14 protein-coding genes and 1 tRNA gene are annotated in these 12804 nt (G+C 54.6%); 5 read left to right on the top strand and 10 right to left on the bottom strand.

Annotated features, from left to right (window positions below):
* The 4 genes from GS632_RS11290 to GS632_RS11275 are packed head-to-tail and all read right to left on the bottom strand — an operon-like array spanning position 1 to position 2190.
* Positions 1 to 432 (bottom strand): TIGR01244 family sulfur transferase, encoded by a 432-nt coding sequence (locus GS632_RS11290; protein WP_171721859.1) that lies wholly within the window; start codon positions 430 to 432, stop codon positions 1 to 3.
* A 9-nt stretch (positions 433 to 441) separates the two neighbouring features.
* Complete coding sequence (locus GS632_RS11285) at positions 442 to 873, bottom strand: DUF6691 family protein (RefSeq protein ID WP_171177697.1); 432 nt, start codon at positions 871 to 873, stop codon at positions 442 to 444.
* Positions 873 to 1301, bottom strand: coding sequence for a YeeE/YedE family protein (locus GS632_RS11280; protein ID WP_171177695.1), 429 nt, complete (start codon positions 1299 to 1301; stop codon positions 873 to 875). The genes GS632_RS11285 and GS632_RS11280 overlap by 1 nt, the downstream gene beginning before the upstream one ends.
* 25 nt (positions 1302 to 1326) lie before the next feature.
* Positions 1327 to 2190, bottom strand: coding sequence for an MBL fold metallo-hydrolase (locus GS632_RS11275; protein ID WP_171721860.1), 864 nt, complete (start codon positions 2188 to 2190; stop codon positions 1327 to 1329).
* A 244-nt stretch (positions 2191 to 2434) separates the two neighbouring features.
* On the opposite strand from GS632_RS11275, the gene GS632_RS11270 reads away from it, so the two are divergent.
* Positions 2435 to 2650 (top strand): hypothetical protein, encoded by a 216-nt coding sequence (locus GS632_RS11270; RefSeq protein ID WP_171177691.1) that lies wholly within the window; start codon positions 2435 to 2437, stop codon positions 2648 to 2650.
* Between the two features lie 9 nt (positions 2651 to 2659).
* On the opposite strand, the gene GS632_RS11265 is transcribed toward GS632_RS11270, so the two are convergent.
* Complete coding sequence (locus GS632_RS11265) at positions 2660 to 2878, bottom strand: hypothetical protein (RefSeq protein ID WP_171177689.1); 219 nt, start codon at positions 2876 to 2878, stop codon at positions 2660 to 2662.
* Positions 2879 to 3029: 151 nt separating this feature from the next.
* Between GS632_RS11265 and GS632_RS11260 the strand changes: the two genes are divergently transcribed.
* On the top strand, positions 3030 to 3296 hold the full coding sequence (locus GS632_RS11260; RefSeq protein ID WP_171177687.1) for a DUF2312 domain-containing protein: 267 nt from the start codon (positions 3030 to 3032) through the stop codon (positions 3294 to 3296).
* A 165-nt stretch (positions 3297 to 3461) separates the two neighbouring features.
* A tRNA-Leu gene (locus GS632_RS11255) sits at positions 3462 to 3547 on the top strand.
* 186 nt (positions 3548 to 3733) lie between these two features.
* On the opposite strand, the gene GS632_RS11250 is transcribed toward GS632_RS11255, so the two are convergent.
* Positions 3734 to 4609 carry an MBL fold metallo-hydrolase gene (locus GS632_RS11250; protein WP_171721861.1) on the bottom strand — a complete coding sequence of 292 codons (876 nt, stop codon included), beginning with the start codon at positions 4607 to 4609 and terminating at the stop codon, positions 3734 to 3736.
* Positions 4609 to 5601 carry a class I SAM-dependent methyltransferase gene (locus GS632_RS11245; RefSeq protein WP_171238198.1) on the bottom strand — a complete coding sequence of 331 codons (993 nt, stop codon included), beginning with the start codon at positions 5599 to 5601 and terminating at the stop codon, positions 4609 to 4611. The genes GS632_RS11250 and GS632_RS11245 overlap by 1 nt, the downstream gene beginning before the upstream one ends.
* Between GS632_RS11245 and gntH the strand changes: the two genes are divergently transcribed.
* Positions 5549 to 6748 carry a guanitoxin biosynthesis MBL fold metallo-hydrolase GntH gene (gene gntH, locus GS632_RS11240; protein WP_171238199.1) on the top strand — a complete coding sequence of 400 codons (1200 nt, stop codon included), beginning with the start codon at positions 5549 to 5551 and terminating at the stop codon, positions 6746 to 6748. The two genes, GS632_RS11245 and gntH, sit on opposite strands and share 53 nt — an antisense overlap.
* 244 nt (positions 6749 to 6992) lie before the next feature.
* Here gntH and GS632_RS11235 read toward each other — a convergent pair whose 3' ends face one another.
* Together GS632_RS11235 and GS632_RS11230 are read right to left on the bottom strand one after the other, a co-directional pair.
* Positions 6993 to 10136 carry an efflux RND transporter permease subunit gene (locus tag GS632_RS11235; RefSeq protein ID WP_171721862.1) on the bottom strand — a complete coding sequence of 1048 codons (3144 nt, stop codon included), beginning with the start codon at positions 10134 to 10136 and terminating at the stop codon, positions 6993 to 6995.
* A 12-nt stretch (positions 10137 to 10148) separates the two neighbouring features.
* The gene (locus GS632_RS11230; RefSeq protein WP_171721863.1) at positions 10149 to 11309 is read right to left on the bottom strand and encodes an efflux RND transporter periplasmic adaptor subunit; all 1161 of its coding nucleotides are present in this window, start codon (positions 11307 to 11309) and stop codon (positions 10149 to 10151) included.
* 87 nt (positions 11310 to 11396) lie between these two features.
* Between GS632_RS11230 and GS632_RS11225 the strand changes: the two genes are divergently transcribed.
* Positions 11397 to 12038, top strand: a complete 642-nt coding sequence (locus GS632_RS11225) for a TetR/AcrR family transcriptional regulator (RefSeq protein ID WP_216601753.1) — start codon at positions 11397 to 11399, stop codon at positions 12036 to 12038.
* Between the two features lie 259 nt (positions 12039 to 12297).
* Here the strand turns inward: GS632_RS11225 and GS632_RS11220 are convergent, their stop codons facing one another.
* Complete coding sequence (locus GS632_RS11220) at positions 12298 to 12771, bottom strand: cupin domain-containing protein (RefSeq protein WP_171721864.1); 474 nt, start codon at positions 12769 to 12771, stop codon at positions 12298 to 12300.
* Between the last annotated feature and the right edge of the window lie 33 nt (positions 12772 to 12804).

Below are 12804 nucleotides of genomic sequence, written 5' to 3'. Positions count from 1 at the left end.
CTAACCAGCCTTACTGCGAAGTTGCTCGAGAGCAGGGCGCAGACCGTCCAACTGGTATCCGGCGTTTGTGGTCGCGGTCAGGATGTCATCCGTGCTCATATGTTCGCATTGACCCAAAGCCCAAATCACTGAACATCGCGTGCCCGAAGCGCAATAGGCCAAGACCGGTCCGCTACAATTTTCCGCCATATCGCGCTGACGCTGCACATTCTCGGGCGTCATGGTCTGATGGGTCAACTCAAGCAATTCGTATTCCATGCCCGCAGCGCGCACTGCATCACCGATCGCGTCGGATCGCATTGTGGGTGGAACTTCGACGTTGGGTCGGTTGCAGATCACTTTGACAAAGCCGGCAGCAGCTATCGCTGGCACATCATCAACTGTGATCTGCGGTGAGACGGCATAGCGGGGGGTGATCGGTCGAATCTCCATGCCAATTCCTTAGGCTGCGTTTGCTGCTCTGTCCAGTTGCGCGCCAAAGGTCGGGGCCAGGAACATACCAACCACCATTGCGACCAGAAAAACCAGTCCTCCAAGCCCACCATAACTCAGCGAGGCCATGGCCGGTCCGGGGCAGAGCCCAACCAGCCCCCAACCCATGCCGAATAGGACTGAACCCACAACCAGTCTACGATCCACTTCGGGCTTCGCAGGAGGCGGAAATTCATTCCCGGTCAAAGGCTTGCGCCCGGTCGTCAGTCGCCATGCGACCAGCATTGGCAAAATGGCGCCCCCCATAACAAACGCCAAAGTCGGATCCCAGTTGCCGAATACGTCCAGCCATCCTTGAACTTTTGTCGTATCGGTCATGCCAGAAATCAACAATCCGGCACCAAATAGTGATCCAGCTGTTAGGGCAACAAGAAGGCGCATCAGATCAATCCCCAGATATGGCGTAGCAGAACAAGGGTCACGCCCCCGGCGAGAATGTAGAAGACGGTGGCCACAATGCCGCGGAGTGAGAACCGAGAGATGCCGCAGACCCCGTGACCAGATGTGCAGCCATTGGCGATACGTGTGCCGATGCCAACCAGCAAACCAGCTATGACAACAAGGCCCAAGTTGCTGGTGAGATGCGTTTGGGCCTCGGGCGCGATCAGCGGTCGCAGCAGAAGAGGCATGCCGATCAGGCCTGCAACAAAGGCCAACTTCTCGGCCTTCGTATCGCGGGCGCTGCCGTCAACAAGGCCGCCCAGAATGCCGCTTGCGCCCATAACCCGGCCATTCCCAAGCAGGTAAACTGCGCCGCCCAGCCCAATCAGTAAACCGCCGCACAGGCCCCAGACCCATTCTATTTCCATAAGTTATATCCTTTTTTAACTCGCGTCAGAGCTTGTTGACCGGCAGTTTCAGAAAGACATCACCTTGCTCATCCGCCGGAGGCATCTGCCCTGCGCGCATATTCACCTGTAAGGAGGGCAAGATCAGGCGCGGCATCGCCAAGGTCGCATCACGTGCGTCGCGCATTTCCACAAATTCTTCGATACTACGCCCCTGTCCGATGTGCACGTTCAGCGCCTTTTGCTCACCTACCGTTGTTTCCCAAGCGTATTCTTCGCGGCCCGGCGCTTTGTAATCGTGGCCCACATAGATGCGCGTTTCATCAGGCAGGGCCAGAATTTTCTGGATCGACTCATACAAGGTTGCCGAAGAGCCGCCGGGGAAGTCGCAGCGCGCTGTACCAAAATCAGGCATGAACAGTGTGTCGCCCACAAAGGCGGCGTCGCCAATGACATAGGTTAGGCAGGCAGGTGTGTGACCCGGAGTGTGCAGCACGTTGCCGCGCATCTGGCCAATGTGGAAACTGTCACCTTCCGAGAACAACGCATCGAACTGACTGCCATCGCGTTGGAATTCGGTTCCTTCATTGAAGACCTTGCCGAACGTGTCCTGAACAGTAACGATCTGGGCACCAATCCCGATCTTGCCGCCAAGTTCCTGTTGCAGATAGGGGGCCGCAGACAGGTGATCGGCGTGAACGTGGCTTTCTAAAACCCATTCGACCTTGAGATCGCGACTGCGCACATAGTCGATGATTTGATCTGCAGATGTGGTCGCTGTTCGACCCGAGGCATGATCGAAATCCAAAACACTGTCGATGATGGCGCAGGCGCGCCCTTGTGGTTCGTGAACGACGTAGGACACCGTAAAGGTCTGATCGTCGAAAAACGCTTTCACTGCGGGCGTCATGAGGTCCTCCGTTTCCGTTGTGTATATCATATATGTAATTTGGAATGTGACACAACTGCCAATCTGAATTTGATGCCCGTCAAGGCAGGTTCGGTTAAATTGGCTTAAACTTTAACCTATCTGCGCCGAATTGCCGAAATTACGAATACGTCAGGCAAATTCCCGCACAAGTTCAGGTTAATATCTGTGGGTCGTATTCCCGTTACCTATATTTGGAATACTGGCAACACTTGGGAGGATGGTTATGACAGCAACTAATCTGTATTCCGAAGCAGAACAGCTTGAGCAGAAACTGGAAGGCGCGTGTCTGGACACGCGGTTGGCGCTTCAACCGAGTGTAAGCAAGGTTGTAGATCGTATGCGCCAGCAGGGGATGCATGTGCCATCTCGATTGCGGCGTCTCGATGCGGCGTTGTGTGAAGACGCTATGGAAGCGCAGTTCGACAACCTGCCGATCTGACAAGGGGGGTCATCCGAAGGAAATCCCTAGGATAACCATCATCAGTCCAATCACAGACAAGAACAAAGAGGCCAGGTTCCAGGGCAGAACGCCCTGAACCACCGCGCGCAACTCGTCATCCGACAAACCGGCCTTGCGCGCTTTCATTACGCGAAGAATACACCAGACCAGACCAAAGAGCCCGGCAAGGGAAAGGGCTGCACCGCCCCAGGTGATGAATTCGAACATGGTTCCCCACATCTCATCGTGAACTGACACCGCGCTTAACGGATCGAATCAGATCGTACAAGTGCGACCGGGGATTGGGTGCTTGCGACCCGGGCGGCAGCACTGTATCCGGCATCTTGCATCAGATTTTCAGCCTTTGGGAGAGACGCATATGGAAGATATCACCGAAGATCAGGCCGCCGCCAACTATCGCGTAACAGCAGGCGAGCTGCGCCAGTTCATCGAACGGTTTGAACGTCTGGATGCCGAGAAAAAGGACCTGGCCGAGCAACAGAAGGAAGTCATGGCCGAAGCCAAGGCGCGGGGCTACGACACCAAGGTCATGCGTAAGGTGATCGCGTTGCGAAAGCGGGACAAGGATGACATCGCTGAGGAAGAGGCGGTTTTGGAAATGTATAAAGAAGCGCTGGGCATGTGAGCCTTCCAAAAGGGCGGGGCAGCGCCACGCCCTTATTAATCGGGAAGAGGGATGTCTTGTAACTGGATTTCCCGACATATTTACAGCCGCATTTGCATCAAAGTGCATTGTTCTCATCCGGTTGTGATTGTAAGGGGAATGCAGGGCCCGACAAGGCCACGCCGTGCGGGCGTGATGGAATGGTAGACATATCAGACTTAAAATCTGAAGGGCGTATGCCCGTGTGGGTTCGAGTCCCACCGCCCGCACCAAAATTTTATCTAACACTCTGTAACAAATGAAAAAGAACCTTCCGCATCAATCCCCCAACTAGGCCCCGCAATCTGCGCCGGATATGCGGAAGGATCGGCAGAGGTCACAGCCTCGCGCCTGCACCGCCTTATGACGGCTTCGAGCCCACAACGGACGTCATTCAGGACCAAAACAGTTCGCCGTTTTTAGACGCCGATCACAGACTGCAGGTTGTCTTGGTGCACGCCCTCATAGGCATCGAAGTAGGTCAACGAGCCTTCTTCGAACCAGACTTTCGCAAATTCCCGAAGCGTAAGATTGCTCCATCCTGCCCCATCGCGGCACTGCAAGAGCTTTGCAACATATTGCCTCGTAGCCGTTATGAATGAGCGATCATATCCACCTCCTGCGATCCGATCGGGGTCACCATGGCAGGGCAGGATGGCCGAAATATCCCAGGTGGAAAGCCGGTCAAGTTCGGCCAGGTGAATATCAAGGCGATCTGGTTCGGCGACATAGGTCACGCTATCTTCCAGTGCATCACCCGGCAGCAAGATCCTGGACTTTGGAAGGTAGAGCGCGACACCGTCATGACTGTGAATATCCAAAGGACGTAGTTCAATGTCGGTCGTCCCAACACTCAACGCCATTTCACCGTCAAACACAGTTGTGGGCATCACTACCGGCTTGATCGGCGGATCGCTCTTCGAATAACTTTCCTCTTTTTCTACCAGCGCCTTTGCCGTTTTGTTGCCCGCAATGATTTCGCAATCAGCAAACACCTCGGTTCCTGCGATATGATCCTTGTGATGATGGCTAAGCACAACCCGACTTGACGTCACCCCACGACGTTGCAGCTCGCTTCGTATCCAACGAGCGTGATCAAGCGAGATGTGCGTGTCATAGACCACAGCGTCAGTGCCATTGAGGATGGCATAGCTGGCGACCCCGAGTGTATATGCCGCGTCGTCCATCCAATTCCACGACGGAGAATGAAGTCGGGCCCCTGCAACCCGACCGTCATAAAACGCCATAATATTGGGGGCTGGCTCCAATACTCGCAAAGTTGCAGTTGAGGTCATCAGCCCGGATTTCTGGCTGTGAAGAAATTCAGATTTGCCGGGATGCGGATGCCTCCGTTGACTTCGAAGCAGCGAAAATTGGCGATTACATAATCGGTTATCGCCTCGATATCTTCCTCGCTCCCGGAGTACTTCTTGAGTATCCTCGCTGCCGGGCCGATATTCGAAGCCAAAGCCGCAACACGCTCCAAGGGCCCGGGATGAGTTAGGTTTACCCTGATCGTTTCGCCGTTCACGTCTTTGAAACCAGCCTCTTCTAGAATTCCAGCGACATGGCCAGCGTTCTGAAAGCCCAGCGGTCCAGGGGCGTTGGGGTCTGAGCTTTCTAAAGGTCCCAGCCTGTCAACCGCACCGTCTTTGGGCACGTCAAACCAAGGATTTCCCTTGGCCGGTGCCCATGCAGCAAGAGCCATTCGGCCCGATGGCTTGATCTGGCCCCGAATATTGACGAAGGCAGCAACGGGATCGGCAAAGAACATTGATCCGAAGCGAGAGATCACCAAATCAAACGGCGCGTCAGGAAACTGGTCGGTTTGCGCATCCGCTAACAGATACTGTGCTTCAACCGTTGCTTCTTTTGCACGCTGGCGGGCCTGTTCGATCAAGGGTGCAGAAATGTCGACTGCGCATATTGTTCCGCCTGGTGCGACAAGCGAAGAAAACGTCCTGCTCGTAGCTCCAGTACCGCAACCTATGTCCAAGACGCGCTCGCCTGGCGAAGGCTTCGACCGCTCAACCAGCGCTTTGTCGACCGCGCCAAATACCACATCAAGTTCGCTTTCGAAATCTATCCACTTAAGTCCGCTCTTCGAACTCCAGTAGTCAGCCTGTGCTTGGTTATCTTGCATATGAGCATTGTGAAGGCGTTTGGCGGAAAAAAGCAAATGTCGGGTTTTTCCGCTAAGTAGAGGTTTAAGCAAGTTGACCGCATTTAGCCCAATGCAGACGCGCGATTTTGGACAGAAGCAATTTTCTTGTACAATAGATTTCATCAGCAAATCGGAGAAAACCGTGCGCCTAAGGTTGTTGCCGGTATTGAGTTTTGTATTTGCGTCGATTTGGTGCGGCGCAGCTTCAGCTGGTTCGTCCGGAGAGCGAAAGTTCTATTATCCAAACGCAGAGCCGCTCGGTGAAGCGGAGATGCGAGTTATCTCGCTGGGAACCGGAACACCTAATTTTCGACACTCTCAAGCGTCAGCGTCGTGGTTGGTTGAACTTGGCAATGGCGACAAGTTCCTCTTCGATGTCGGAACTGGTTCGTTAGCAAATTTGGCCGCGTTGGAAATCCCATACACTTATCTGGACAAAGTGTTCATTAGCCACCTGCACGTAGATCATATTGGAGACCTCGATGCACTTTTTGTGGGTGGCTGGGTGTCAAACCGAACGGTTCCCCTGCAGGTATGGGGACCAAGTGGCTTAAAGCCAGAATACGGGACCGCTGCGGCCATGGATGGCCTCCTCAAAATGTTGGGCTGGGACTTGGCAGGGCGGCGCGGGAATATGCCCTCGGCAGGTGGACACCTCTCGGTGACTGAGTTCGACTATTCTAAGACACAGATAGTTTATGAAAGCGATGGTGTTGTCATTCGATCTTGGCCCGCGATTCACGGCATAGACGGTTCAGTGTCCTACAGCTTGGAGTGGAAAGGACTTAAATTCGTCTACTCAGGTGACACCAACCCAAACAAGTGGTTCGTGGAAAACGCTAAAGAAGCGGATCTTGTCATTCACGAATGCTACTTAACGATCCAACAATTCATTGATATCAAAAACTACGACCCTGAACGCGCCCGATTGGTGGCAACGGTGGTTCACACGCCACCAGACGCGTGCGGAAAACTATTCGCGATGATTGAGCCGCGGCATGCGATTGCCTACCATACATTTGCCGATTTCGATATTGCTCCGGACACAATTGCAGCAATCCGAAAGACGTATGACGGCCCGCTCACTTTGGCTCAGGACATGCTTGTTTGGAATGTTTCGGAAGATGCCGTAAGTGTTAGAGAGATCGTCGGATCAGACAGTCCGTTGCCTGTTGACCCTCCAACTCCTGCGGGCCCACCTGACCCCAGCGAAAGAACAGAGCTGTCGGATTGGCTTAATGCGGGTCGCCTAAATCTTAACGGAGACTAGCCTGCAATGCGCTTCAGTGGGACTAGCGGCCGCTTAATTCGCAGAGCAGTCATTCATGCCCGGTGCAGTTAAGGTCTACTTGGAGCCCAAGAGCGTCAGATCCTGCACCAGTGGCGAATGGTGGTAATGCGCAGAAACCAGAATTTGCTAAGTCCGTGTGCGGCCCATAACAGAACTTGAACCGTGCTTCGAACAACGACGGCTTCGAAACATACCAACTCGCAAGGAGAAGTAGTCTCAATCCTCATTCTGCCACAAGTGCGACAATTGCTTCTCGAGGCTGGGAATGTTGGTTGTTTGCCTCAAGCGGTTTGTTGAGCTTGCCACGATACACCAACGCGAACACGGGTGGGGTGAAATAGAAGGATACGACAGTCGACAACAAAACGCCTCCGGCGATTGCAACGGCGAATGGCGGCCAAAATGCGCCTCCACCCATGATCAGGGGTAGGAACCCGCCGAAGGTAGTGACCGTTGTCGAGATGATGTGCCGACTTGATCCAGTCACTACACGCGTCATGGCCGCACGGTCGCCTTGGTTTGCGTCAACGTCTTGTTGCAACCCGGTCAGAATGATTATCGCCGCGTTGATCGAAACCCCGATTGAGCCGATGACCCCGATGATTGCTGTTATACCGAACGGGAATTGCATAACCGCCAGCGACAGCATTGAAAGGCCTGCAGACAACACGCACACGACCAAGGTCACCAGTGTTAGTCGGAACGAGTTAAAGGTCAGAACGATGGTCGCGAAGGAGAGTGTGACAATCAAACCAACAGAGGCAAGCAGATTGCCCACGGTGTTGGATCGGGCATCACTGTCGCCGCCTAAGGACATCGAATAGCCTTGCGGCAACACAAACCCGGACGCATCAAGCGCTTCTAGTATGTCCTGCAATGCCTCTTCGGGTAAAACACCGGGTACGATAAACGCCTGTATGGTGTTTTCGCGCACGCCATCCGTTCGAGTTATTACGCTTTCTGCCGGTTCAATCACGGGCTTGGCCAATTCCGACAGCGGTACCGCTGGGAAGGCTCCAGTCGCAGATATCGCAGCTGCATTTGGCAGTAGGATAGGCATACTGACAATCGTGCTTAGATCTGAACGCACCTCGTCACCTAAGCGAACGCGGACTGGTAACTGCTCGGTTCCTTCGATCAGCGATCCACCGGTAATGCCAACCAGCGCCGTGTCCAGCTGGCCAGCTATATCCGCCACGTCCAGCCCCAGCAGACGGGCTTTGACTTCATCAATCTCGAACCGGACTTGAGGGGTGCCGCCGTTCACACTGGCGCGTGCCTGAGTCACCAAATCGAGATTGGCCATGACTGAACGCACCTCGTCGCCCAGATTGCGCAATACCGTGATGTCTTGGCCCTGAATTTTGACTTCAACCGGTGCGGCGACCGGAGGGCCCTGAACAAGACTGCGAACGATGATCTGCGCGTCAGGAAAGCCAGTATCCAGACGACTCTGCAACGTTCCAACAAGGCGGGCGGCGTCGTCGGCCGTGTCGGTCGTGATCATAGCTTGTGCGAACCCAGGCTCGCGTGAGCGGTTTCCAACGATGTTGTAGTAGAATGCCGGGCCGGACTCTCCGACGGTCCAGTAGACACTTTTGACGCCGTCGTCAGCCAGCAGCATTTCATCGATCTGGCGGGCGGTTGCTTCGGTGGTGGCAATTGACGTTCCACCCGGCATGTCGACCTCGATATAGAACTGGTTTCGGTCGACACCCGGGAAGAATTGCGCCGTCAGCGTTGGAAATGCCGCAAAGCCCAGCATAGGCAAGACCAATGCCAACGCGATGGATCGCACGGGATTAGAAACAGACAATCGGATTGAGGCCTCAAACAAGCGGGAAAGCGGCGGGATGACGATACCACGGCTCAGCATTCCTGCGTCTGAGCGATCGGACAGTAACCAGCCAGCAATCGCCGGTGTAACCGTCAACGCCACAACCAGGGACCAGACAAGCATAAGTACCACTGCGATAGCGATGGCACCTACAAAGTCGCCTGCGGGTCCCGGCAGCAAGATCATCGGCGTGAAGGCAAGCGCTGTTGTCACGGTCGATGCCAGCAGTGGCGCGGCCAACCGGCGTACGGCATCTCGCACGGCTGCAAGTCGCTCCATCCCATCCTGCAGAAGACGTCGGATTTCATCGGTCATCACGATAGCTGCGTCAACGAGCAGACCGAGGGCAACAATCAGACCCGTCACGGACATCTGATGGATTGGCAATCCAATCATGTTCATCGTCGCCAGAGTTGCCAATGAGACGACCGGCAATACCAAAGCCACAATCGCGGCCGCCCGAACCCCCAACGTAACAAACAAAACTGCCACGACCAGAGCCACGCCAATGGCCATGTTGACCCCAACCTCTGACAAACGATCCGTCGTGTACCGGCTTTGATCAAATAGCAGTATTTCCTGCATGCCCAAAGGTACCGACGCGGCGCCGGCATCAAGCTCATCCCGAAGGAAGCCTGTCCAACGGTCGATCTGTACGCCGTCCTGCGCCAGAATCCCGACCAAAACGGAGGGCTTTCCGTTGGCAAACGCGATTGAGGACTGCGGTTCGCGTGCGCCACGGTCTACGCTTGCAATATCTCCGAGCTTCACCACGGCACTGCCTGCGTTTTCACGCAGGACGATGCTCCGAATGCGATCCAAACTCTCAATTTCTCCGCTGACGCCGATGGTCAGGTCGACATCAGATTGCAACCGCCCAGACTGAACCTTTCCGTCTGCTTCGGCGATCCGCTGGGAAATCTCGGCAGCGCCAAGCCCAAGCGCAGCGGCCTTGTCCATATCCACACTTACGAGCACCTCTTCTTTCGGCTGACCGAAATAGTCCACTGCTCGCGTGGCAGGTATCGCACGCAATCTGTCGCCCAGTGCTTCGGCATGACGTGACAACAAAGTTAACGGAAAGTCTGGATCCTCGGCCGCAACTGCAATGACCGCAGAATAGGCAGAAATGCCCTCGGCATCGAATTCCGGCGGAAAAACTCCTGCCGGAAAGTTCTGGCGCGCATCTTCGACGGCATCCCGAGCCTCGGCCCAAACCTGCTCAATGGTGGCTTCGTCTAGCGTTTCCAGCAATTCTACCGAAACGACCGACACACCCGAGCGGGAGACTGAACTGATCTCATCCACCTCGGCGATTTTACGCAGTTCTTCTTCGATTTCTGCAGTGACCAGCGCTTCAACCCGTTCTGGATCTGCACCCGGGAACTGTGTCGTTACAGTTGCGAAGAGGTTGGTGATCGTAGGGTCTTCCTGTCGCCCAAGAGATAGGAACGAAGACAGGCCTGCAGATACAAGCACCAAAATGATGAGGGCAACCAGCCGGGGGTGGCGAAAGGTAAGGGTTTCCATCAGATCGCTCCGTTACTCGCCAGTGTCGAAGGCGACGCGCTGACCAACGCTGACTCGCTGCGGCCCCTGATCGATCAGGACTGTGCCTTCCGGAAACACGCCACGCACAAAGACACGGTCGTCTTCGGCATGCAGCACTTCGACCGCCGCTAGCCGCACAGTCTTTTGCGCGTCGGCAACGAGCAGGGTCCATTGCCCGCGTGTTCCTTCCTTAAGTGAAGTTGTGGACACCCAGGTTCCCGCACTTTGGACAGGTTCGAGTACATGCACACGTGCGGTTTGTCCGAAAGCAACGTCCGGCGCTTTCTTCAGGTCGAACAGCGCGGTTCGGGTTCGGGTCACCGGGTCAATATCGGGCCGCAAAGTTGCAAGCTCAGCCCTATATCTTTGACCTGCTACTTCGATCTCAACATCAGTCAGCAGCGCCGGATCAACATCGAGAGGAACACCGATCCGAACCTGCGGCGACTCGACCTCGACCATACCCAGAACCAGCTCGCCTGAGCGCAGAGTTTCTCCACCGTCCACGTTTCGAGCGGTTATCTGACCGGCAAACGGAGCCTCTATACTGGATTTCTCGATCCGAACGGTTACATCACGCAAGGCCGCATCCAGTTCGCCAATTCTGGAAAGCAATTCATCTTGTTGGGAAACTGCCTCATCTAGGCGGGCTTGACTGGTAAAGCCTTGCTCGATGAGTTTAGCGTTTCGCTCGACCGTTTTCTTGGCAAATGCAAGCTGGGCTGCAATGGCATCACGTGACGCTGTGAGACGGTCGCGTTCGACCTCCAACAGAGCGACGTCCAATGTTGCGAGAAGCTGGCCCTTAGCGACCTCGTCTCCCTCATCCGCCAGGATTTGGTCAAGCGTGCCATTCAATTCGAAAGAGATATCCGCTGAACGTTGAGGCTCGACTTGCCCGATGAATACACGTCCGACCGTGTAAGCGCTCTCCGACGTGATCAGCGTTGCGGAAACCGGGGTCACTGCGGCCGCTTCCGGTGAGGGAACAGCATCTGCCCTGCGAGTGAGTTCGGACGCGCCGAAGTAAACGGCGGCCGCTGCAATGGCTATAAAACCGACGGTCACTCCCAGACGCATAGTGCTGCGCAACATACGCGCAAGTAGGTTCGGTTTGACCAATTCAGCAGATGAATTTGCAGGATTCGGCATTTGGGGACCTCATCAAGTTAGCGTCTCTAACATATGTTAGAAGTTCTTACTTTGACAAGGGGTACGTGATCTGGCACATCTTGGATCATGAGCAGCACAGAAAAAAATCACTCAACAACCATCCAGGCGACCGGTCATTCAATGAGCAAGAAGGCTTACCATCACGGCGATCTCCGTGCTGCGCTGATCGAAGCAACCCGACAGTTGGTTGAAGAGAAAGGACCTGACAGTTTTTCCGTATCTGAGGCGTGCAGACGCGCGGGCGTCTCGACTGCGGCACCGTACAAGCACTTCAAAGACAAGACAGAAATGCTGGTTGCCACTGTCCTTGAGGGAATGGATCGGCACCGAGACAAAATGCTTGCCGCACTGGAAGGCGTTCCTGAAGGATCTCCCGACCGCATTACCGCCATCGGGATGGAGTATATTGCCTTCGCTTTAAATGAGCCCGGAATCTTCAGGCTGAAATTTGGCGGCTTCACAGACCGCATCGCGGATCCCCGGCTGGAGGAAGGCGGCCAGCAAAGCTTTGCGATTCTGCTAGCTGAGGTTGCAAAGTGTCTCGGCGAACCGGGAATCACAGACGAAGTTCGCCGCCGCGGTTTTTTGCTATGGAGTTTCGTGCACGGGCTGTCGTTCATTCTGCATGACAAAGGACTTGCGGACAAAGGAGGAGAGTTCGATTTGCGTACTCTTCTCGAGGACGTTTCGGAAAGAATGCTGAGATGATCGTTCTCGGGACAAAACAAACACGACCCACCTTTGGTGGCGGACAAACCCAAGCATTAGATCGCCTACACCTATTCGACTGCTTTGGTTCAGGCAAATAACACTCTCCGGAAGCGCAGCGAATGTCCGCTATCCGAAATGCAAAGTCTATTCGTGAATGTCGCCTTCGTATTGAGCTAGTAGTAGCAGATATGGTGTACCGTAGAATCTTTAGTTCAAAGCCTCCGGTTCGTAGGCTGGCGCACTTTAAGCAGACTAGTTAGCTAGGAACGTCCGCAGGCGCCAGGATCGTCATTCCCACTCGACCTGCCACGGACATGATCGCCGGAATGTCTGGTGGTGCATCTGGCGCCGGAATATCGGTCGTGCCGTCAGTCATTGCTTCACCGGCTTCAGTAAAGAAAGTGTCATGCATCGCGCCGGGGGCATTTATACAAAGTAACCGGCCAGGCCGCTCTCCGGTGCATGTAAAGGCGTGCACTGCGCCGTCCGGAACCTTAACGAAGTCACCACATTTGACGTTGACTGTCTCACCATTCAAAAAGAACTCGAATTCACCATCGAGCACATAGAAACTCTCATCTTCACCAGCATGATGATTGGGCGGTGCACCGGCACCCGGTGCCGTCTTTATCTCAACAATTGTGCAACGATCTCCAGTCTCACTGGGAAAGGCATGAAAGGTCAAAAGGTTCCCAAGTAGATGATAAATTCGCGGGCGAGATTCAGTCATTATTGCGACTCCCTTTACTTGAAACAAACTGCC

The organism is Ruegeria sp. HKCCD7296, assembly GCF_013110775.1.
Classification (GTDB): domain Bacteria; phylum Pseudomonadota; class Alphaproteobacteria; order Rhodobacterales; family Rhodobacteraceae; genus Ruegeria.
This window is presented reverse-complemented; position numbering and strand designations above follow the sequence as displayed.